Annotated in this window: 18 protein-coding genes; 5 read left to right on the forward strand and 13 right to left on the reverse strand. The window is 37.8% G+C overall.

The features are described 5' to 3' along the window. Positions 1–180: 180 nt before the first annotated feature. The gene (gene uvrB, locus AC2SLN_RS05700) at positions 181–2298 is read right to left on the reverse strand and encodes an excinuclease ABC subunit UvrB (protein ID WP_486549950.1); all 2118 of its coding nucleotides are present in this window, start codon (positions 2296–2298) and stop codon (positions 181–183) included. Between the two features lie 472 nt (positions 2299–2770). On the opposite strand from uvrB, the gene dps reads away from it, so the two are divergent. Next, the gene (gene dps, locus AC2SLN_RS05705) at positions 2771–3256 is read left to right on the forward strand and encodes a DNA starvation/stationary phase protection protein Dps (protein ID WP_486549951.1); all 486 of its coding nucleotides are present in this window, start codon (positions 2771–2773) and stop codon (positions 3254–3256) included. A 237-nt stretch (positions 3257–3493) separates the two neighbouring features. On the opposite strand, the gene AC2SLN_RS05710 is transcribed toward dps, so the two are convergent. The 8 genes from AC2SLN_RS05710 to ppsR all read right to left on the reverse strand — a co-directional run bounded on the left by AC2SLN_RS05710 (position 3494) and on the right by ppsR (position 14149). Next, the gene (locus AC2SLN_RS05710) at positions 3494–4759 is read right to left on the reverse strand and encodes a copper resistance protein NlpE (RefSeq protein WP_486549952.1); all 1266 of its coding nucleotides are present in this window, start codon (positions 4757–4759) and stop codon (positions 3494–3496) included. Between the two features lie 617 nt (positions 4760–5376). Further along, positions 5377–7047, reverse strand: a complete 1671-nt coding sequence (locus tag AC2SLN_RS05715) for an ABC transporter ATP-binding protein (protein ID WP_486549954.1) — start codon at positions 7045–7047, stop codon at positions 5377–5379. 106 nt (positions 7048–7153) lie between these two features. After that, entirely contained in the window at positions 7154–8185 is a 1032-nt protein-coding gene (dusB, locus tag AC2SLN_RS05720) for a tRNA dihydrouridine synthase DusB (protein ID WP_486549955.1), read from the reverse strand. A 196-nt stretch (positions 8186–8381) separates the two neighbouring features. Next, positions 8382–8807 (reverse strand): HIT family protein, encoded by a 426-nt coding sequence (locus AC2SLN_RS05725; protein WP_486549956.1) that lies wholly within the window; start codon positions 8805–8807, stop codon positions 8382–8384. Between the two features lie 284 nt (positions 8808–9091). After that, the gene (locus AC2SLN_RS05730) at positions 9092–10690 is read right to left on the reverse strand and encodes an inorganic phosphate transporter (RefSeq protein WP_486549958.1); all 1599 of its coding nucleotides are present in this window, start codon (positions 10688–10690) and stop codon (positions 9092–9094) included. A 251-nt stretch (positions 10691–10941) separates the two neighbouring features. Further along, on the reverse strand, positions 10942–12591 hold the full coding sequence (gene sthA, locus AC2SLN_RS05735) for a Si-specific NAD(P)(+) transhydrogenase (protein WP_486549960.1): 1650 nt from the start codon (positions 12589–12591) through the stop codon (positions 10942–10944). Positions 12592–12690: 99 nt separating this feature from the next. Then, positions 12691–13101, reverse strand: coding sequence for a DUF4377 domain-containing protein (locus AC2SLN_RS05740; RefSeq protein ID WP_486549962.1), 411 nt, complete (start codon positions 13099–13101; stop codon positions 12691–12693). 208 nt (positions 13102–13309) lie between these two features. Further along, positions 13310–14149, reverse strand: a complete 840-nt coding sequence (ppsR, locus tag AC2SLN_RS05745) for a posphoenolpyruvate synthetase regulatory kinase/phosphorylase PpsR (RefSeq protein WP_486550097.1) — start codon at positions 14147–14149, stop codon at positions 13310–13312. 717 nt (positions 14150–14866) lie between these two features. Between ppsR and ppsA the strand changes: the two genes are divergently transcribed. The 3 genes from ppsA to rpsT all read left to right on the forward strand — a co-directional run bounded on the left by ppsA (position 14867) and on the right by rpsT (position 19159). Further along, positions 14867–17245, forward strand: a complete 2379-nt coding sequence (gene ppsA / locus AC2SLN_RS05750; protein ID WP_486549963.1) for a phosphoenolpyruvate synthase — start codon at positions 14867–14869, stop codon at positions 17243–17245. A gap of 380 nt (positions 17246–17625) precedes the next feature. After that, positions 17626–18468: an RDD family protein gene (locus AC2SLN_RS05755; protein WP_486549965.1), complete on the forward strand. Its 843-nt coding sequence runs from the start codon at positions 17626–17628 to the stop codon at positions 18466–18468. A 424-nt stretch (positions 18469–18892) separates the two neighbouring features. Then, positions 18893–19159, forward strand: coding sequence for a 30S ribosomal protein S20 (gene rpsT / locus AC2SLN_RS05760; protein ID WP_486531133.1), 267 nt, complete (start codon positions 18893–18895; stop codon positions 19157–19159). Positions 19160–19469: 310 nt separating this feature from the next. Here the strand turns inward: rpsT and AC2SLN_RS05765 are convergent, their stop codons facing one another. The 4 genes from AC2SLN_RS05765 to AC2SLN_RS05780 all read right to left on the reverse strand — a co-directional run bounded on the left by AC2SLN_RS05765 (position 19470) and on the right by AC2SLN_RS05780 (position 22828). Continuing rightward, positions 19470–20198 carry a histidine phosphatase family protein gene (locus AC2SLN_RS05765; RefSeq protein ID WP_486531132.1) on the reverse strand — a complete coding sequence of 243 codons (729 nt, stop codon included), beginning with the start codon at positions 20196–20198 and terminating at the stop codon, positions 19470–19472. Positions 20199–20398: 200 nt separating this feature from the next. Further along, positions 20399–21193, reverse strand: a complete 795-nt coding sequence (locus AC2SLN_RS05770) for a metallophosphoesterase (protein ID WP_486549967.1) — start codon at positions 21191–21193, stop codon at positions 20399–20401. Positions 21194–21268: 75 nt separating this feature from the next. Next, a complete protein-coding gene (gene pyrF, locus AC2SLN_RS05775; protein ID WP_486549969.1) occupies positions 21269–22045 on the reverse strand; it encodes an orotidine-5'-phosphate decarboxylase in 777 nt (258 codons plus the stop codon). A 402-nt stretch (positions 22046–22447) separates the two neighbouring features. Continuing rightward, positions 22448–22828, reverse strand: a complete 381-nt coding sequence (locus AC2SLN_RS05780) for a LapA family protein (RefSeq protein ID WP_486549970.1) — start codon at positions 22826–22828, stop codon at positions 22448–22450. A gap of 756 nt (positions 22829–23584) precedes the next feature. Between AC2SLN_RS05780 and yajC the strand changes: the two genes are divergently transcribed. After that, positions 23585–23917, forward strand: coding sequence for a preprotein translocase subunit YajC (gene yajC, locus AC2SLN_RS05785; RefSeq protein WP_486531128.1), 333 nt, complete (start codon positions 23585–23587; stop codon positions 23915–23917). Positions 23918–24145: the final 228 nt, after the last annotated feature.

The following is a 24145-nucleotide window of genomic DNA, read 5'->3' on the forward strand; positions in this document are numbered from 1 at the left end:
GATAATTGGTTGACTTAAGCTATAAAATACAAAAATCGAACAAATGACTGCGAAACTTCGTTGATAAAATAGTTGTTAAAACTACCAACCTCTGATGCAATGAATTTGTAGGTAAAGCCATTTTATCTATTCAACACTATTTTTATCTATTCAACACTATATTGTTATAAGCCATATTGTCTACTGAATAATATATGCTTTAAGCGATATTACTTTGTCACGGACTTTGGCAGCAGCTTCAAATTTAAGCTCACGAGACAATATTTTCATCTCTTTCTCCAAACGATTAATCTCTTTGGCCAATAAGTCTGGGCTACGCAAAATCTCGATATCAACCTCTGGCAACCCGCTACTACTTGGAATAGCTTGATTATCGTTAAGGTCTTCCTCGATCTCGCCTGTATCAATCTTATCTGTAATACTGCGACTGGCAGACTTTGGTATAATGCCATGCTCAAGGTTAAAGGCAACTTGCTTTTCACGTCGACGATCCGTCTCTTCAATTGCTTTCTCCATACTTGGCGTCATTCGATCAGCATATAGAATCGCTTTACCATTTAAGTGACGAGCCGCACGTCCGATAGTCTGAATCAGTGCACGTTCTGAGCGCAAGAAGCCTTCTTTATCGGCATCAAAAATAGCAACCAATGACACTTCGGGCATATCTAAACCTTCACGCAATAAGTTAATACCAACGATTACATCATGTACACCGGTACGCAGTTCATGAATAATCTGCATACGTTCTACGGTATCAATATCTGAATGCAAATAAGCAACTTTAACGTCATATTCTTTGAGATAGCTTGTGAGATCTTCTGCCATTCGCTTGGTCAGCGTGGTAATGAGCACTCGCTCGTTTAATTCACGGCGTTTGGTAATTTCAGAAAGGACATCGTCTACTTGAGTGATCACTGGCCGAATTTCAATCTCAGGATCAATAAGCCCTGTTGGTCGGACTACTTGCTCAACCACCTGCTCGCTTTTTTCCAGCTCATATTGTGCGGGCGTAGCAGAAACGAATATAGTAGTGGGCTTAATACGCTCCCACTCTTCAAACTTCATTGGCCGATTGCTCATCGCACTAGGCAGGCGGAAGCCGTAATTAACAAGGTTTTCTTTACGGGAGCGATCCCCTTTATACATAGCACCAATTTGAGGAACCGTCACATGCGATTCGTCAATAAACAGTAGCGTATCTGGTGGAAGGTAATCGAACAAGGTTGGTGGTGCTTCGCCAGCTGGTCTACCTGACAAATGCTGTGAATAGTTTTCGATGCCGTTACAGTAGCCAAGCTGCTGAATCATCTCAAGATCATACTGGGTACGCTCTTTAATACGCTGAGCTTCAATCAGCTTATCGTTTTCACGAAAATATTCCAATCGCTCTTCTAGTTCAGCACGAATAGTGTGGCTCGCCGCCTCTAATCTTTCACGGGGCGTCACATAATGCGACTTAGGATAAATAGTAATACGAGGAACTTTTTTTACCGTTTTACCCGTCAAAGGATCAAACCAGCTAATTTTATCGACTTCATCATCAAACATGCTAATACGAACGGCAAGTTGTTCTGATTCAGCAGGATATATATCTAACAGCTCGCCACGTAAACGATAGGTACCTCGTTCGAAATCTAACTCATTGCGTGTATATTGTAGCTCGACCAACCTTTTAATCATTGACGTACGGTCGATTATATCGCCAACCACAATATGTAGTAACATTTTAAGATAGCTTTCTGGATCGCCCAAGCCATATATAGATGAGACTGATGAAATAATAATGGCATCTCTACGTTCTAGTAGCGCCCGAGTAGCAGACAATCGCATTTGATCAATATGATCATTAATAGCACTGTCCTTTTCAATAAAAGTATCGCTCGCAGCGACATAAGCTTCTGGTTGATAATAATCGTAATAACTCACAAAGTACTCGACCGCATTATTTGGGAAAAAAGACTTAAATTCGCCATATAGCTGCGCAGCTAACGTTTTGTTATGCGCCATAATAATGGTTGGGCGCTGAGTCTCAGCTATAACTTTGGCCATAGTATAGGTCTTACCAGATCCAGTCACACCTAATAGTAACTGAGCATCCATACCTGACTCTACACCTTTGACCAATTTTTTAATCGCTTGGGGCTGATCTCCGGCAGGTTTAAAATCAGTGACCATCTTGAATGCACGGCTAGCTATTTGTGTACCAGATGCATTCACACCAGTGATTTCAGCTTCGCCTTGAAGCTGGGTGGCAAGTTGATTAAGCTGTCTTGAAGAGCGGGGTTCGGGCATGCGCATAGTCATTTTCTTTTATTATTACTAACTTTTGATGTTTTAAGATATGGGGGTAATTACTGAGAATTAAAAGGCTAGAGTTTTTAACACTTATGAGATAAATCTTTTATGAGATAAATCTTTCAATTAAAGACAGCCAGTAGGAAGATGTCAAACAAACATAGGGTCTGTAAACATTGTTATTAAAAAGTTATTACAAATAACCATATAGCCATCCTATCCTTCTTCATATGTCTATCTTCATATATCTATCCAAACAGACCTATAGAAACCAAAAATTACATAGATTTACATATTTAGTATGTCGATTACATTTAGTCATCCTGAATTTTATAAAGGTAGGTTCAAATATTGAATATGACCTGCTATTATAAATAATGAAATATTGCAATGGTTTATTTCATTCAACAAAAAATTATTTTTGATAATAAAGTAAAAAATTTTATATTAACTTAAAGCATTAAGGATTAAAATTATGAGAGAACGTTACGCAAGTGGTATTAATGATGAAACAGCTAAAAAAATGGTAGAGCTATTAAACTATAACTTAGCTAATTTAATAGACTTAAGCATGGACAGTAAACAATGCCACTGGAATTTACAAGGCAAAGGATTCATCGGGGTTCACCAGCTTCTTGATGACACTTACGAGCGTTTGACCGAGGCCTATGATACGGTTGCTGAACGTATTGTTATACTCGGTGGTAAAGCTAATGGTATCTCTCGCCGTGTTACTGAGGATTCGATCTTAGAACCCTATCCCACCGAAATAACTGAGATTGATCAGCATGTACGTGAGCTAACCAATCGTTATAAGATAGTTGCTGAAGAGTTACGTAAAGCCATTGATTCTGCAGGCGACGCAGGTGATGAAGATACAGCAGATTTATTTACAGAAGTTAGTCGCACCATTGATAAAGATGCCTGGTTCATTGGCGCTAATGCCCCTCTAAACCAATAGTTCTTTATAGAACGATCTGATCAAAAATTAACTAAATTAAATAAATAAGGAGATCGTCACTACAATAGTGATGACCTCCTTTGTTTATTTAGCACAATATTCAAACTAATAACTTATATTTATAAGCTAAAGTTAAGAGATACCCCCATATTTAAAAACATCTCTGAGCAATATACGAGGCATGGCAAACGTCTTCTTTTTGAGTGAGAACGTGAAGGTTAGTCGTTTTATATTTTTTTAGTTATTCCACCATAAAATAAAATTCTCAATTTGTGCATCGTCTGGGATTTTATGAGGATTTACTGTGTTTGTCTTCGAATTCCACCAGCCCTCCTCTAGTTCTGTTTTAGGTATGAGAAATTCAGCATTTATTTCATCTACAACTAAGATTATATGCTCTCTTGTAGGTTCAATTCTAGTGATAGAGTAAGCGTTTTTAACATCACCATATGTTGAGTTATTATGTATACCTTTATCTGTTTTAAAAAAAGGACTTTTAATTAACACTCTGTTAATACTTTGCTTTACTGTCCCTGTTTTTTTTGGTGTAAGGGTAAAAAGTGCTTTGTTGTTATTAGTATATATTTCATAATCATCATATAGATCGTCTAAAAACTCCCCGTGACCTATTTTTTTATGTATTTGAGTGGCAGGCAAGGTGTGTAAAACGTCTTCAATAGTGGTTGATGCATCAAAAACACCTATACTATCGGTCTTTATGGTGTTTTTGATATACTTACCCGCTAAAGAGCCACCCCCTTTACAATAGAACATCATTTGAAAGCGATCTTCAAATTTATCGGTAAATACTTCCAACCCTAAATTATCATGCGAAGGGGCTATATACATTAATATCTCTTTGTTAGAATCCTTGCTAATATTCATCCAAAGGATATTATTTTCAAGCCAAGCTTGCCCGGAGAAACGACAGTTTTCTTTACCGTTGACCTTAGATGCAGAAAAGCTCACATTATATTTTTCCCCCGTTGGGGTGATAGATAAGGTCTGTGTATAGTCATCTTGAGTTTCAAAGAAGGTTTCGTATTTGCCTGCATAGTTGAAAGTTTGTTGTTTATTTAATTGATAGTAAGGGGCTAGCGGGCTTGTAATAGGATGTAGGTCTTTGCCTAAATAAGTAAGAACGCCTTCATTGATTAAAAATCTGACCGCTCTAGAGTCTTCATAGATAGTTATTATATTATTTTTAACCGTATAATTTCCTTTATGAATAAAGTGTTCATCTTGTTTATTTAAGTAGAGCATGTCGTAGACAAAAGTATTATCATCATTGAGGATAAGTTTGGTTTCAATACCATAGCAGTCGGCACACGGTAAGGTACCTTTGTATACTCCAACAATATCCGATTGCGTTATCGATGAGTGGTTATCTGGTATAACTGTAAATGTTGGCTTTGAAGAATTTGGCTCAGTAACTTTGAGACTTGATTGGCAGGCAGTTAGTAGAAGTGCTGATAAAAGATAGCCAACTGGTTTAATAAGCATAAAGAAATTATTCCGGAATATGTGGGGTTAAAAAACGCACTAAGACAGTGATAATTAAGAGTATTAGAAGAAGGTGTTGATATTTTATAAATCGTTCTGGGATAAATACACACAGCACAGATACTATAAAAATTCCTATAAGTTCAATCAAATTAGATAAACTTTGAGAGCCAAATCCTAGCCCAGTTAATACGACCCACATAAATGATGGTAAGAATACTAGGCTAAATTTTTTCAATGGTTTATCCATAGGTTAGGCTTAATAATATAGGTAATAGAAAAACATCCAAGTTGACTGACTTTTACAAAGTGTAAGACTGTAAAGAATGCGATGTTTGGTTAAAGATTTTTTTAACTAAAAAGAGACTTAATTTAAAAAATATTAAAATTTAAAGTCAGAATACAGGATAAAATTTAATTTTGCGATAAACTACATAGTATTCATGTAATCCGCCTAGTCTTTCATAAATTGAAAGCATTGTTTTAAAAAACTCCGATACTGAGGCTCATCTTTTTGTTCTTCGCTTTCAATGTGTTGCGGTAACTGTTTTTAACCCATCGACTACGCTTAAAGGCATATCTTAAACGTTCAATAGTTTTGCAGAAAACAACTATACTTAGCTAAAATCTTTATTGTTAATACTGGTTTGAATCAATAATTGTGAATAAGGATGCTTGGGCTTAGAGAACAGCTGTGAGGTCGTAGCACTTTCTACGCAAACCCCGTCTCGCATAACCATAATATGCTGACAGAGCGCCCGCACCACATTTAAGTCGTGACTAATAAAAATATAACTGATGCCAAGCTTGGCTTGGATGTCGCGTAGCAGCTCAACCACAGCGACTTGGGTACTGCTATCAAGGGCAGAGGTTGGCTCGTCTAATAGGATGACTTTGGGGCGCATAATAATAGCGCGTGCCAGTGCCACACGCTGTCGTTGCCCCCCCGATAACTCATGAGCATAGCGGTAGGCGAACTCGTTTGGCAGCTGTACAGTTGCGAGCGCCTCAAATACTGCCTGTTGACGGTTTGATTTTGCCAGACCTTGCACCAGTAGTCCTTCCTCTATAATTTGCATCACATTAAAACGTGGGTTAATACTGGCGAAGGGGTCTTGGAATACCATTTGAATGGTTGCCCTAAATTGACGTAACTTACTTTTGCTTAGGCTATTTATATTCGTGTTATCAATAAGGATATCTCCAGACACTTTGGCCTGATTACTTAGCAGACGGGTTAATGCCAAGGCGATTGTCGTTTTACCTGAGCCTGATTCGCCCACAATACCTAGAGCGTGCCCCTGAGGCAATATGACAGTAACATCATCAACTGCTTTTACCCACTTGCTTACTCCACCCAATAGTGATTTTTGAGCAGGGAACGCCACCGATAGATTTTCAACCTGTACTACTAAGTTTGAGTCCTCACTATTTGAGCCAGAATGCTTGTGACAGTCGAGCGGCTGCCCGAAGTTCTGTGATATCAGTGACTTCGTATAATCATCACTAGGATTTGCAAAAATAGCCTCACTTTCGCCTTTTTCGACCACTATGCCCTGCTTCATGACGATAATGTGATCGCTATAGCGGCGCACTAAGTTTAAATCGTGGCTGATTAACAGCATCGCCATGCCGTGCTGACGCTTCAGATCGTTTAGCAGTTCCAATATCTCGTGTTGCAAGGTCACATCAAGTGCGGTGGTTGGCTCATCTGCAATCAACACATCAGGGTTTTGTGCCAGTGCCATAGCGATCATAACCCGTTGACGCTGACCACCCGATAGTTCATGAGGGTATCTTGCGAGCTTAGTTTCAGGATTTTTGATATTGACATCATTTAATAAGTCGATAATTTTAGACTTGATCTGCTTTTTTGCAACCCCTGTTAAACGTAGGCTCTCAGCAATTTGATTACCAACGGTATGCAATGGGTTCAAGGCTGTCATTGGCTCCTGAAATACCATCGCGATACGAGAACCCCGTATCTGCCTTAATTGCTTTTCACGTTTATTACGCTGCTGACTGGATTCATCAAACATCTGGTCAATAGATAGCTGACCTATTTCGGCTAAAACCACCTTCCCTGTAACTTTTAATCCACTGGGTAGTAGACCTAATACAGCCAGACTAGAAATTGATTTCCCCGATCCAGATTCGCCAACAATAGCTAATGTCTGGCCCTGCTCAATCTCGTAAGATAATCCATCCACAAGCGTCTGATCCTCACTTGATATAGAAAGATCATTAACGCAAATAACAGGAGATAATTTTGACGAATCATTAGGCATAGATGCAGACTCTAGTGTGATAGGGCGTTATTTAAAGAGGTTTTAGCAAATTTGGATTGACTATGAACTTTTAAGCTATTGCTATTGCTTTTAACTTTAAAAGATTTTACCCATTATCCATAATGTGATGCGTAAAAAAAGCATCCACTACTTTATATTGACCTGCCGTACTCTCTTCACCATACATGGCTTGTCGAAACTCATTTGAATGACGAATGCCTGAGGTATACCAAGCGATGTGCTTACGGGCAATTCGGCAACCAGAATACTCACCATAAAAAGCATATAACGCTTCAAGGTGGGTTAACACAATATCTTTGAGCTGTGCGGTGGTTGGCGCCGGTAGTGTTTCGCCTGTCTCTAAATAATGTGCGATATCTCTGAATATCCAAGGTTGGCCTTGTGCAGCACGGCCAATCATAATAGCATCACACCCTGTTTGATTAAAAACCTCAATCGCTTTTTGGGCACTATCGATATCACCATTGGCAATAACCGGGATACGTACACTTTCTTTGACTTGGCGTATTAATTCATAACGGGCTTGGCCACCATATTTATCTTCACGAGTACGACCATGAATCGCAATGGCGGCAATACCTGCTTCTTCAGCTCGCTTAGCAATACGTAGGATATTTTCTTGTCCATTCTCATAGCCAAGCCTTGTTTTTAAGGTAACAGGTACCTCAACCGCTGCCACAGTGGCATCCAATAAACGGGCGACTAACGATTCATCTTTTAATAACGCAGAACCTGCCAGCTTACGGCATACCTTTTTGGCAGGGCAGCCCATATTTATATCGATGATTTGAGCGCCATTATTAACTTGATAGCGTGCAGCTTCTGCCAGCTTATCCACATCAGCACCTGCTATCTGAGCGGATATGGGCGCAATTTCGCCCTCAAAGTTAGCCCGAAACAAAGATTTCTTATTCGCATATAATGTCGCATCTGCCGTCATCATTTCACTAACGGCATGACCTGCACCAAACGATTTGCATAAACGCCTAAAAGGATTATCGGTAACGCCCGCCATTGGCGCGACCATCAGACCATTGCTGATTTTTAACCCGCCAATATATAAAGGCTGCAATAGCGGATGGAGGTCGATATGAGCTGCTGATAAATTATGAGACATAAAAAATGGCTTGTTGCTGATAACAAGCCACATTGTAAAGGGATTTGCTAAATAATTAAAATGCTATCTGCCTAAATCCTATTTAATAGGTTAAATAGGCGCAAAATAACAGATCAAAGTAATAGGTTATCATTTCAAAAGCCCCTTATAATGGATTCTCTCATTATTGATTGGCTCATTATAAATGATAAGCTAATTAGTTAGAAATCGCTGCTTTCAGCGAGGCTGCCATGTCTGCAAGCTCCTGCATGTCAGCTTGCTCACTGCCATGCTTACCAAGACTGTGTAGACTCGTAGGAATAAGATGCACATGATAGTGAAACACAGTTTGGCCAGCCTCTGCGCCATTTAATTGCATTTGTACAATACCTTCACGATTAAACACCTTTCGCTGTGCAGCCATCACTTTTTTTGCAGTCATCATTACCGCTTGCGCATATTCAGGTTCAAGCTGGCTTAAATCAACCGCTTTTTGTTTAGGTATAATCAATACATGACCTTTTGCTTGAGGCATGATATCCATAAATGCTAACGTTTTATCGTCTTCGTACACAGTGTGATTTGGGATAGCACCGGATAAAATTTTTGCGAAAATATTGTCATCATCATAAATCATAGACATGGTGAGTTCCTTTTTAAATTAGTTTTAGTCACTACAGTTGATTTTTATCTATAGTCAAAGAAGTCTAAAATGGTTACAAGGCAACCGAGTGCAAGTACTACTGGAGTAGGCTTAACGAGGTTAACACTGTAACCGTTTAGTAGTTCGCTGACTATACTTTCAAAAAATTAAAAGCTTGCAGGTTATTCAACACTAACTGCGAATAACTTGCAAGCGTGTAGCTATATTCAAAATTTAAATTTGGAACCTCTGGCTGCTCAACAATACTGTTACCATCCTTTAATTTAAAAGAACATATTGAGCAACAAAAACGAGACACTTGCTAAAATCGCGGCTACAGGGAGCGTAAGCACCCAAGCCATAGCGATAGGACGCATTAAAGCCCAGTTAGCATTATGATTTACCAGTCCAATCCCCAATACAGCACCTACTAGAATATGCGTACTTGAAACGGGTAAACCAAGTAAAGATGCTCCCATTACGACCGCTGCGGCAGACAGTTCTGCCGAAAAACCTGAGGCAGGATGCATTTTAGTTAGGTTCGTACCGACCGTTTGTATAACCTCTTTACCAATAAACCAGAGGCCAACAATTAATGCCACACCAAATGTAACCATCGCCAATGTAGGCACAGCGGCTTGTTGATTCATAGCGCCAGTTTTTAGTACATCTAGAATTGCTGCAAACGGACCAATGGCATTAGCAATATCGTTTGAACCATGGCTAAAGGCAAATCCAGCTGCCGTAAATACCTGCATCCAACTAAATAGAATAAAAGTCGCTTTAGGTAGGTTTTTATTATTATTTTCAAGTGATTTGGCATAAATAAATACAGCCATCCAAATAATGGCGGCCACCATACCCATTATTAGGAAGTTATGTAAGGTAGTTAAACCTAAATGTAGGTTTTTAAGACCCTTAAACAATAACATTGAGCTAATGATAGCCCCACCGAATGCAGCTACTAATGGCACCCAAGTCTGTAAAGCTTTAAACGCATCGACTTCATAACGTGCACGCTCTAACTGATATATCTTTTTATAGTAATCAGATTCTAAATCCTCTTCATTAATATCCTCTTCTTGATAGGCTTGAGCATCTCTTGCAAGAGAGCTTGTATAAGCCAGCTTTTGCATTTCATTTAATTTTTCGAAAGCTGTTTTGTCTTGCAGTTTAACTAACTGCTTCTTTTGATGTAAGCGTTGTAACACTTCAGCTGCAGAGTCGTTATAACTAAGAATATACTTTTTAATTTGATAAAATAGAGCGTAAGAAGCCGCACCACCGAGTAAAGGGGACAATACCCATGAGACTGCAATTAATCCAATTTTATCCCATTTTACGGTTTGTACTGATCCATCTAACCCTGCCAGAGTAAATCCGAGAACCATGGATGAACCCACTAAACCACCGATAATGGCATGGGTCGTTGAAACTGGCCAACCCTTTTTAGTAGCAATTAACAACCAAATAGCGGCCGCTAACAAAGCTGACATCATTAGAAAAACGAACTGCATTGGTTCGATAGTTAGACCATTAAGATCTACAATCCCTTTACGAATTGTATCTGTCACTTCTCCACCAGCAATAACGGCACCGCTAACTTCAAATACCGCTGCCACACCAAGTGCTTGCGGAATTGTTAACGTTCCAGCACCCACTGAAGTACCAAATGAGTTAGCAACATCATTACCACCGATGTTGAATGCCATAAACACACCAAATATGGTGGCTGTAATAAAGATGATTGGAAAATGGTTAGTATAGTCCAAACCCCACCATATGAAGTAGAGTGTCGTTACTACTAATAATAAGGCAAATGCAAAGTTGACTTTTTTATTGCCAACTTCAATCAGATTACTCGTTTCAGATCCGTCTTGCATAATTTATACCCCATTTATTATTATATTTAATTGTTTAGATAGCTGGTGTTTGGTTTTTATTCTTACGATTTGTTATTATTCTCTCTATCTATTAAGCTTTGATGAAAACCTAATAATTTTTATGTATGCAGTAATGAAGATAATGTTATGGCTGCCAGAAAAGGAATAAAAAAAAGACTGCAAAATTGCAGTCTTTAATGGTTATGGTTATATTTATGTACTTTCATCAATCGTTATGTACTTACAAAATTTTAAAACACCCTATTTAAACCATTTAATGCGGCAACACGGTAGGCTTCCGCCATTGTTGGGTAGTTAAAAGTTGTATTGACAAAATATTCTAACGAATTGCCACATTTCATCACTGCTTGACCGATATGGATAATTTCCGAAGCGTGGTTACCATAACAGTGAATACCTAAAATTTCTAAAGTTTCGCGGTGGAATAAGATCTTTAAGACACCTGAAAGCTCGCCAATAATTTGAGCACGAGCAAGATGTCTAAAAAACGCTTGACCTACCTCATAAGGCACGCCTGCATTCGTCAGCTCTTGTTCTGTTTTACCAATACTTGAGATTTCAGGAATGGTGTATATGCCTGTTGGTACACTTGATACAGGTTCTGCATCTTCGTCTCCAATCATAAAAGCAGCAGCGCAACGACCTTGGTCATATGCAGCAGATGCAAGTGATGGCCAGCCGATAACATCTCCAGCGGCATAAATATTGTCTACATCAGTACAATAAGTGTCATCCACTTTTAATTGACCACGCTTATTGGCCTCTAATCCTACATTTTCAAGACCTAAGCTTTCGGTATTTCCGGAACGACCATTCGACCATAAAATGGCATCCGACTTTATTTTTTTGCCACTTTTTAAATGCAATATAACGCAATCATCAAAGGTTTCTAATTTTTCAATTTCTTCGTTATTACGTATCAGTACACCAAATTGTCTAAAATCGTGCGATAACGCATCACTAATTTCGTTATCTAAATAACTTAATAGCTCTGCATGATTGTTAATTAAATCAACTTTATACCCCAGCCCCGTAAATATGGATGCGTATTCACAACCTATCACACCCGCACCGTAAATTATAATTTTATTAACCACATAATCCATCTGCAATATTTTGTCAGAATCAAATACACGCGGATGATTAAAATCTAACAAGTCTGGACGGTATGGACGACTGCCGACGGTAATAATAGCTTTATTAAAAGTAATCGTTTCGATGCCAGTGCCATCAGTAAGCTCAATATTTAAAGTGTGCTTATCTTTGAAGCTACCCCAACCATGGATTACTTCAACACGATTCCGCTCATAAAATCGCGTATGCGTATCGACTTGACTGCGAACCACTTTACGAGCTTTTGCCAATATTTTAGTTAATGGTACTTGAGTGTAGTCTGACCCTTTAAAAAACATCGGGTCTCGGCGATAACTGATTAAATTAAATACAGATTGACGTAGCGCTTTACTTGGTATTGTCCCGACATGAGTACAATTACCACCTACCTGATCTCGTGGATCAATAACAGCTACTTTTTTACCGCTTTTTGCCAGTTTCATTGCAGCCGCTTCACCTGCTGGTCCAGCACCTAAAACAACAGCATCGTATTCATAGTTATGATCGTCTTTTTTTATACGACCTGAATCTTTAGTCAAGTCGGATTCAACTCTAATTCTATTATCATCAAGGGGGCTGATCAAATTGGGATGATATACCTCATCAGCAATATCCAAACCTCCAACAAGCTTTGATTTTTTTGATCTATAAGTGATTTGTTCCTGCTCATGCTCAATAGAATGCTCGTTTTCCGTCTCAATTTGCTCAGATCCAGAGCCATTATCTGTTGTGTCTTTTATGTCATTTTCTTTATTTTTTTTAGACATAGTATCCTCTTAATACAGTAGTTAGGTAACATTTAAAGATGAGAGATGATAACGCATCGTTTGCAGGAGTAGGACTGCTAGTTTGAGACCAAGAAGAGATTAATTTATCACTGCTTTCTGGCTTACTACATTTTGCAGTGTCCATTTGCCGGTCATTTGCTGTTTATTATCATCAATTTTAGGTTTAACATTAATGACGTACTCTACGCCATTAGTATGACTAAACCCTTCAATCCAGTTGTATGGAATTTGAAATAGCTCTCCTGACTGGTTTTTTGCAATCATACAAAGCATCGGCAGTGCACTATTACAAGGTTCTTTGGTCGGCAATACTGTCAATTGCTGCGCCTCACCTAAGCTCAACTGAGGGATATAGCGTGGCTCAGGAACAGGTTGCTTGGCAAACGGGCCCGTCTGACAACCTGCTAATAAAAAAATTGCTGCAATAGCAATACTTGCAGGTAAGTTGGAGAGGCTTAGCTTACTTAGTACAAATGAAACTTTTCGCATTACTAACTACCTAATAATGATTAATTTTTATCGATATGTATAAACACCGTTTATTATATCAACTTTAACACCCTAGGTCAGGCTCAAATAGTTTATAGACTTGTGTCTGAGACTATTCCGCAAATACACCACTACATTTCGGTTATTTTCTAATCAACTACCTACTTCTTTAGTCGTCTTATCTCATATTTTTTACTTCATAATCTAACTAGCCTATACGGCGTTTAAGACCCGTTATTTGCAATATTCGAGTCGCAATCTCCTCCACAGACATTTCGGATACGTTTAAGCTTGGTATACCCTGAGTCATATAAATAGCTTGAATCGCTCGCTGCTCTTCTTCACATTGTCTATAGCTAGAGTAACGACTGCCTGCCCTTCTCTCTTGTCTAATTTTCACCAAACGATCAGTATCAATTATTAAACCAAATAACTTATTCCGATAAGGCTGAAGTGCCTTTGGTAATTTATTATCATATAAGTCATCTTCAGTTAGGGGATAGTTGGCTGCTCTGATACCAAACTGTAAAGCTAGATATAACGATGTTGGGGTTTTACCTGAACGAGAAACCCCAATTAAAATTATATCCGCCATATCATAATGACGAGTACGGGCACCATCATCATTATCCAAAGCAAAGTGAACGGCATCAATCCTTGATTTGTAAGTTTCAGAATCGACATCATCATGCGCATGTCCAGAATGGGCATCAGGTTCCACACCTATTTCATCTGTAATACGACCAATTAAACCTTCATACATATCTAGATTACAGGCTTGAGCTGAATTTATAATTTCACGAATCTCACTATCAACAATCGTATCAAACACGAGAGGTAATATTCCTGTTTCCTGATAGGCTTTATTAATTTGTATTACCGCCTCTTGTGCCCCCTTCACTGAGTCTACATACGGAATGACACGAGTTTCAAATGGCACACTAGCAAACTGACTCAGTATCGATCTTCCAAGCGTCTCGGCAGTAATGGCCGTACCATCTGATATAAAAAAAGCAACGCGAATTACCTCAGGTTTATCTATCGCCATTGCACTACGATTTTGTATCGTCGGCTTTAATGCTGATGTCTGAATTAAACTTTCCATACCCTTCCTTATAAACTTTTCTATTAACATCTTATGATTGAATGTGTAGATCTATTAAATAAAGGCATATTTATCCAATTTTAAGTAGCAAGTATTGTTATTAACATTAAATCAACCAGATTACCCTTATATAACACCCAGTAAAGTATAACTGCCAGTAAAATAAATGGCGCTACCCTTAATAATTGCAAACTCAATCGCTATCAACTTGAGTTAAATAAACTTTAGACTCAATTTAAAACTTATTTTTAATATTAACAGACAATTGTATTAGAATAATGGTTAAAATTTTAGATACATACTGGCGTCTTTTAATATATAACGTCATCTAACTGACGGTGTGTTATTTAATCCTATTTTTTGATCCTACTTTATACATGCCCTTTAGCTCATTATATAAATTAATTATTAAAGTAATTTATTGCGAAACACTTTCTGACGGAAGGTCGCTTTTAACGCTTTTAATGAATAGACGCATATCGAATTTAAATGTTATAGTTTACCTCGCATTAACGGGCATAGAACAACACTATATAGGCTATATTTGTCTATCATATTGCTGTTTTATGGCATTTATAAAATAAATACCCACCATACGGTACACAAAATACCTATTTAACGTTATAATTTTGAAAAATAACCTTATTTCCCGGAGTTTTCATGACAGCACCTCAAGTTATTACCCTTGACAAGTTAGGCAAAGACGATGTTGAAATCGTTGGTGGTAAAAACGCCTCATTAGGCGAAATGATTAGCCACTTATCTGACATGGGGGTTAGTGTTCCTGGTGGTTTTGCAACTACTGCAGCTGCATTTAATAACTTTCTTAATGAGACTGGCCTATTAGATAAGATCAATGATGAACTTAAAAGCTTAGATGTAAATGACGTACATAAGCTTGCTGAAGTAGGTAAGAAAATTCGTGGTTGGATTATTGAACAAGAATTACCGCCTTCTCTTGAAGCGGAGATTCGTGATGCATTCGAAGTCATGAGCGGCGGGGAAGATATTGCCGTAGCAGTTCGTTCATCCGCTACCGCTGAAGATTTACCAGATGCTTCTTTTGCTGGACAGCAGGAAACTTACCTAAATATCCGTGGTATTGATAACGTACTGATTGCCATTAAAGAAGTATTCTCTTCTTTATACAATGATCGTGCTATTTCTTATCGTGTGCATCAAGGTTTTGAACATGCTGGTGTTGCTCTTTCAGCGGGTATTCAGCGTATGGTACGTTCAGAAACTGGCGCCTCTGGGGTTATGTTTACACTTGACACAGAAAGTGGCTTCGACGAAGTTGTATTTATTACTGCCAGTTACGGTTTAGGTGAAATGGTTGTACAGGGTGCCGTTAACCCCGATGAATTTTATTTATCAAAAGCTTTACTTGCAGAGAATAGACCTGCTGTTATTCGCCGCAATTTGGGCAGTAAACATCAGAAAATGATTTATGGCGAAGAAGGTAGCACCACTCGCTCCGTTAAAATTGTTGACGTTAATAAAGAAGAGCGCGCTCAATTTGCCCTGACTACAGAAGAGTTAACAGAACTTTCTCAGCAAGCCTTAACCATTGAGAAGCATTATGGTCAGCCGATGGATATTGAATGGGCTAAAGATGGCGATACTGGCGAAATATTTATTGTTCAGGCGCGTCCTGAAACAGTTAAGAGTCGCCAAGATCGTAATGTGATGGAGCGCTATCTGATCCAAAGCCAAAATGCAAAAATATTATGTGAAGGTCGTTCTATCGGTCAGCGTATTGGCTCTGGTAAAGTGCGTATCGTCAATAGCATTCATGAAATGGAAAAAGTTCAAGTTGGTGATGTGCTGGTATCCGACATGACTGATCCCGATTGGGAACCTGTTATGAAACGAGCCGCTGCCATCATCACGAATCGCGGGGGTCGTACTTGTCATGCTGCTATTATTGCACGTGAATTAGGTGTCCCTGCCATTGTTGGCTGTGGCAATGCAACGGAGCTTTTAACAGATGGGCAAGAAGTGACTGCATCTTGCGCTGAAGGCGATACAGGTTTCATTTACGATGGTTTATTAGATTTTGAAATTCAGAGCAACTCTATTGATCAAATGCCTGAAATTCCGTTCAAAATTATGATGAATGTTGGTAATCCAGATCGCGCCTTCTCATTTACCCAGATTCCTAATGCAGGGGTTGGTCTTGCCCGCCTAGAGTTCATTATTAACCGCATGATTGGTGTTCACCCCAAAGCCTTGCTTAACATGAATACGCTTCCACGTGAAGTGTCGCAAGCAATTAAAGACCGTATTGAAGGGTATGCATCACCTGTTGATTTTTATGTTGATAAATTAGTAGAAGGTATCTCAACTCTTGCCGTTGCCTTTAGAAACTCCCCCGTTATTGTGCGTATGTCAGACTTTAAGTCTAATGAATACGCCAATTTAATTGGGGGTAAGTTATACGAACCCTCAGAAGAAAACCCAATGCTTGGTTTCCGTGGTGCGAGCCGTTATGTATCAGAGAACTTCCGAGATTGTTTTGATTTAGAGTGTAAAGCATTAAAGCGTGTACGTGATGATATGGGCCTTACAAACGTAAAAATCATGATTCCATTTGTACGTACCACTGGCGAAGCCAAAGAAGTTGTTGAGATTTTAGAAAGTAACGGGTTAAAGCGTGGTGAGAACGGTCTAGAGCTGATTATGATGTGTGAGCTACCTACTAATGCTCTATTAGCTGATGAGTTCCTTCAGTATTTCGACGGCTTCTCAATCGGTTCAAATGATTTAACTCAGTTAACCCTTGGTTTAGATCGTGATTCTGGTATCGTGTCGCATTTATTCGATGAGCGTGATCCTGCGGTCAAGAAGTTATTATCAATGGCTATTAAGGCATGTCGCGATCAAGGTAAATATGTTGGAATATGTGGTCAGGGCCCATCTGATCATCCAGATTTAGCTTACTGGTTAATGGAACAAGGCATCGATAGCGTGTCTTTAAACCCAGACTCAGTACTCGATACTTGGATGTTCTTGGCAAATGACGATAATGCCAACTAATTTAAGTCTAATTTAACGATTACTTTGACTAAGAAGCACTACAAAACTTAGTCTATGGCCACAATAATCAAACATATGATCATTGTGGTCTTTTTGCGTTGACTCGATTCTAATATCAACCATTATCTAAAATAAATAAAAGACATCTCAGTATTATTTAATTTAGTATAGGACGATGTCATGTCCAGTTGTCTATTAGTTATTGTTAATCGTTTATATACTTATAAATAAGCCCAATCATGATCTCTCATTGAATTGAAACAGTTCCTAGTACATAACCATATCTGTTAAACTATTAAGTGGTTATTTACTATTTAAAAATTTGTTATTTTAACACTCGTTATTTAAAAACTTGCTATTTAAAAAAAGGTTACATTGCGATGCAGATTTATCTTGCAAGAAATCAGGTTCAAGCGGGACCTTATACTCTTGATCAACTTAATAAAATGCTTGCAACACAGCAAGTTGAACTCAATGACTTGATGTGGCACGAAGGTATGGAACAGTGGCAACGGGTAGGCTCTTTAACCAATGAGACCTACCATTATAACCCTACTGCTTCTGCTACTTCATCTACAAGGGTATCCGTTGCTGAGTTATATGGTAATAATGAACCAGATAAAGCGAAAGCACCCTTTAAAACAAATCTCTCACCCTTCAAAAAGCAGAATGAACCTTCACATGTTACAAGAGTACGACCTGATGGTTTAAAGACCACTGTGAATGAATTGGCAAGCATTAGCAGTAGAATTCTGGCTGTTCTAATCGACCAAATACTTGCGATTCTTTGTTTGGTACCATTGTTATCAGGACTTGCATTTGATTTCGATAAAGTACAAGAAGCTGCGAAAGACCCCGCTCTACTTTCTTCACTGATAGAAACAGTTCCTCAGTATCTAACTGCCATGACTGCAATCTTTTTGCTATTGTTATTTTTCGTGCAAATTTTCATGTTAATCAAACGTGGGCAAAGTATTGGTAAACTGGTAACAGGCGTACGTATTTTAGACGTTGAGACTGAAAAGCTTCCGACAGTCACTAATATTGTATTGCTGCGCACAATACTAACTAATCTGGCTTACAATATACCTTACCTTGGTCAGTTCATTTTGATGGCGGATGTATTTATGTTAATTGTCAACAAAAAACGCCGTAGCCTACATGACAAATTAGCTAAAACAATCGTAGTAAAAGCTACCGATAGTCAAATAAACAAAGATTAAATTTTAACATTACGCAAATTGATTGAATTTTATCAATCGATTTGCTATGATACTCGGCTTTAATTACGCATAAAAAATATTCCATAATTATGCGTGAATTATATGTTGGCGTAATAAGTTTAACTGAATCACTGACAAAACCATGTTATTAAGTTAAGCATAATGACTAACTGGCTGCTTATTTATTATGTATTATTATTGCCATTTTATCATGCTTGCCGGCTGGATAGTCTCAGATCCATAATGGCAAAAATATATTTGGCTTATACCGTCTATATTTAAAAGTGATGAGTTATAAGCTTTATTTTATTTTTACTTATAATTTTCATCTATAGGTCAGGTCACATACACTATTGACTTTATATTTTTCAGTATAATTTTACTGAGCCCAATTTAGTAATTTAACTTTATCAAGGAGACATCCGTGGCTAACACTGCACAAGCTCGTAAACGCGTTCGTCAAAATAACGTACGTCGTCAACATAAAGCATCACAACGTTCAATGATTCGCACTTATCTTAAAAAAGTAGATGCTGCTATTGTTGCTAAAGATTTTGAAGCTGCGACTGAAGCTTACAACAAGGCTGTACCAGTTATTGACCGTATGGCTGATAAGGGTGTTATTCATAAGAATAAGGCAGCTCGTCATAAGAGCCGTTATAATGCTGCGATTAAAGCGATTAAAGCGTAACTTAATACTCTAAAAATTAAATGTTATTTTATTAAAACGACTTAGTCTAAAAGCTACTAGACTTAGTTTAAAGCCCCTACACCTTACCAAGGTTTAGGGGCTTTTTTACGATGTGTGTCATGAGTAGGAAAAAACAAACCATTTAAGATAGCCCGTGGCTATAAAAGCATATAGTATTAAATACAAAAGCGTGAAAATATGGTGAAGTAGTGAGGCTAGGCTTTAAGGATACGCATTTATATAATTTTACAGATAAACATAACATGTTTAAGTTTTACTAAATAATTTATAAAACTTATCGGCCAGCAGCCTAAACGGTAAATAAACTCTGTGCAGACACCGAAAAACTTTTACCCCGCCAAATCAAATTAGCTGTGGATTCGTGGAAAGGTTTTTCATCAAACCATATGAATATACCTTCCATCATTTTCGGCCAATCTTCCCAAGTAATGGCATTACTTTGCATCATTACCCCTAAAAATGCGGACAAAAGCGTATCATGGCTCACAGCCAATGATAAATGCCCAGGCTCGGGTTGATTTTCATACAGTAAATACAATAAATCAAGCGCACCCTTATTGGCTGGCTTAGTGCTTTCTAAAGAATTTTGCAAAAATGCATTTATAAAGTTAAGCGCACCAATCTCTTTAAATCTAGCGCCTGCTACCTTAGCATCTACTACTAAACTACCTGGCTCAACCAATAGTGACTGATGGATGATAGGCTTCTGAACCCCAGCACCTTCCTGCATTAGCTTAGCAGTATCCACACAGCGACCAATCGGGCTAGCGATACTATGCGCATCCATTGAATAGGATAAATGTTCGTCTAACCATCGACCCCAAGATTTTGCCAGAACCCTCCCTTTTGATGTCAGCGGTAAATTTGCACTAGCAAACCCTTCACCATTAGAACGCTCTCGTAAAGAGTGTCTGGTAAATAAAATCAAGCGCTCATTTTGGAAAGGTAGCTGCTTAACTGAGCTAATCATGCTTTCTGGCAAATGAGCTGGGGCTGGTAGTGTAGGATTATTTATCATTATCAATCTTTACTAGTTGAGCCTCTATATTAGTTGAGCATGTATATTTATTTTACCGTTTTTACCCATAAAAGTATCTAACATTAGACTTTGTGTGTAGATTTTGCATTTAAAGTTCACACCTAAGATTGTAGAGTGACATCTTTATAGTGTCACTTTGATAGTCACGCATTAAAATTAGCAGATCTAAACTCCGCTATTTAAATTTCCACTACTTTTGACCAGTCGAATTTCAATTCAGTTGAGCTAACTTCTCCTGGATAAGCCCGTGGATTTGCGACGACTCTAGTGTATCCAATACGATAATCAAATGCTTCATGAGTATGTCCGTGCACCCAGAGTGCTGGCGCCCAAGGCTCCTGCATCCAGCTTGATAAATCAGTAACAAAGGCAGCATTGCTAGGGAATCCTGCATACTTTTCTGATACCGATTTGGGACTAACACTATGATGAGTCATTACCACTACTTTTTTATTATCAGACTTTGACTTTATAAGTGCCTGTTTGAGCCAAGCTCTGTGCTCAGCGTGTATTTGAACCGATATGGCGGGCGAAAATAACCCATCACCTGCATAAATCTGTTTATAATCACGCATAAAAGACATGACTGAATCGAATGTCTCCTCAGAGGCTTGATACTGATAATCTGTCCATAGTGTACAACCCAATATACGAATATTATCAATATCATAACTGGTACATTGCAGTACTTTCAAACCTTTATGTGAATGGTCATCATAGTTATCCCAATTTAATAACTGACTATCAAATGAAAAGACATCCTCAGAAAAGTATTCGTGATTGCCTGCTATCGTTATAATAGGCTTGTCATTAAGTTTAGCCTGATCTTGTAGCCAACCCATCCCTGAATCACTATTTGCAGTATCCCCAGCTACTAAAATGATATCTGCATCAGTTTTAGGAATGCGGCCCTTTGGCATATCTCGTCTAGAGTAACTATCTATGTGAAGGTCGCTTAGTACTTGTAACTTCATAAGACTTTCTTTTTTTAAAATTTAATTTATAGGTTATGTCTATTTGATTCATCAACAGCCAATTGCAACTGATTTTTATAGTTGACGCTCAGAGACACTTTTAATGTTTAATTGACTTATACCCTCTAAAATTGACGACAGCTTGTCAGACGGGTTGGCCGCCTGAGTAATTGAACGGCCTATTACTAAATAGTCTGAACCATTTTGCATGGCTTGTTGAGGCGTACAAATACGTTTTTGATCATCTGCGGAGTCTTCTATAGTGCGAATTCCGGGCGTTATTAGTTTAAAAGCACTGCCGCAAATACTTTTTAACATTGCCGATTCTTGTGCAGAACACACCACGCCATCAAGTCCAGATTCTTTTGTCAATAAAGCCAACCGACGAACTTGTTCATCAACTGTTCGATGGATGCCTATTTGCTCAAGATCCTGCTGTGAACTAGAGGTTAATACCGTGACTCCGATTAATAAAGTATCATGACCTGCATTTATCAAACGCTTTTTAGACTCTTGCATGGCCTTTAAACCACTAGAAGCATGTACATTAACCATCCATACCCCCAAATCAGCAGCCGCAAGAACTGCTTGAGCTGTTGTATTAGGTATGTCATGAAACTTAAGGTCTAAGAATACCTTAAACCCCATCTTATGAAGCTCATGCACTACTGTTGGCCCGCATCGCGTAAACAGCTCTTTCCCTACCTTAACGCTACATTTTTTAGGATCCAATAATTCGGCAACTTGCAAAGCCTCAATTAATGATGTTTTATCTATCGCTACTATAATAGGCGAGTATAGAGTCTTAGTCTCATTACCTTGTAAACTTGTCAATTGATTTGATTGCGTCACGGTATCTCCCAGCATGAATAAGTCGAGCTATACTTTTAATAACTATCTAACTTTTAATAACTATCTAACTTTTAATAACTATCTAACTTTTAATAACTATCTAACTTTTAATAACTATCTAACTTTTAATAACTATCTTCTAAAGAATAACTAGGATGCACATAAAAAGCACTAAATTAATCAATTTTAAAGCTAACTTTATATTTAACTTTGTTTTACATTTGCTTTATGTGTTTTACCCTAAAGATATTCTGAGATCCACAAATTAAAAGCTACATTAAACGACAAAAATGATTAAAAAAAACGACCTCAATCAGGTCGTTTTAATACTATTAGGTTATTTTGATAAATCACAAAGTACAACACTATTTGTAGTATTGTACTAAGCTGATTAACCCTCTATTATCGGATGACCGTTGACTCATTCGAACGAATGGAATTATCCGTAGGAGTCGTATTACCTGCAACTTGCTCTAATGATTGTACATTGGCTTGACGATCAATGGTAATATTTGCTTGCTTAAGCTGTTCTTGTAACCGTTTGTTCTCTTTATTCAAACGGCCAATCTCCCATTTGTTTTGTAATACTTTGAATAACAGTAAAGCAAGTAGCATGCCAATCAGCACACCAAGGAAGATACAAAGAATCAGTAGTAATCCCAAATTCATAGCTGGAGATTGAGTAAATAGTAAGTTAACCGCAACTTCGCTGCCGTTTACCAACACTAAGCCCAAAGAATAACCAAATATTAAAAATAGTAAGATAATTAAAATAAAACGCATAGTTGCCTCTGGTATACAAAAGATTATATCAAGTTTAAAAATTATTATATTAATGCCAATTATAACTTTTTATTAGTAATTACTGCTAGTACTCATTTTATATAATGAGTCACTACTTCCTAATTTTAGACACAATATAAGACTGTACATAAATACTTACACACACTCTCTATGGCAAACAATATCGCTTATTTTAGCCTTATTTTAGATAAGTATGCCACGCGCTATTAGCAACAGTACATGACAGACATTATTAAGCCGTTGTCAGTGAGTTAAAATTATTTAAAAATACTGAGCTGGTTTACCCCTCCTGTAAGTCGATAATTTGGAAAAGTACATTACAAGCTTGATCAGAATATAACCAATATAGGCGTGTACGTGCGTTATAAAAATTAAGGGTATGAGACGAATATAGAGCTCGCTGTTTAATGAGATTGCAATTTAGAGCATTAGTTTAAATCTTTAAAAATGGTTCTACTTGTGAAAAACCACTCTACAATGTAAGTAATAGTTATCAAGCAGGCTTTTTTTTGATACCATGCGGGTTATTTTATATTATCTGCCCCCATATATCAGTGAAGTACCCTGTATAGGCTATCAGAATAGACTTCAAGTAACTTATTGTCTTTATAGCATAGTAACTTAGTGTTTATAGTGATTTAGTATTTATAGTAACTTAGTCAGATTAAGTGATAGTGGTTTTATCGCATCAATAGATTTTTATAGCAATTAACTTTTTTAATTTAAGGAATTATTATGAGCTTATTTATTCAAGCAGCACACGCAGCCCCTGAAACCGGAGCAGCACCGTCAATGATGTTACAGTGGTTATTTCCATTGGTCATTTTTGCAATTTTTTATTTTTTAGTTATTAGACCTCAGTCTAAACGAGCCAAAGAGCATCGCAACATGGTTAATTCATTGACTGTTGGTAGTGAAGTCATTTTTGCAGGCGGCTTAATGGGTCAAATTCAATCTATCGATGGCGATTATGCTGTTGTGGCTTTAAATGATAAAACAAACGTTATGGTACAACGCGCTTCCGTAATTTCAGTATTACCCAAAGGAACTATTGATGGCTTAAAATAGCTGTTGATTGCAAACTTTAAATAAATAGCCTTAAGCGTTTAATATATTATTTAATATAACCTAGGCTTTTTGTCCCATACTGTTTTATTTTATATCCAGACTATTCTGTCGTATTGCCTGTAAAGTATTTACCATGTTATTTAGTTAGTTTTATTGACATATTACAGTCAAATAATTGGATAGTATTTAAACTCTACACCTTACCTTCCTTTAAGTGAAGAAGCGACT

It is taken from the genome of Psychrobacter sp. CX90 (assembly GCF_057396305.2).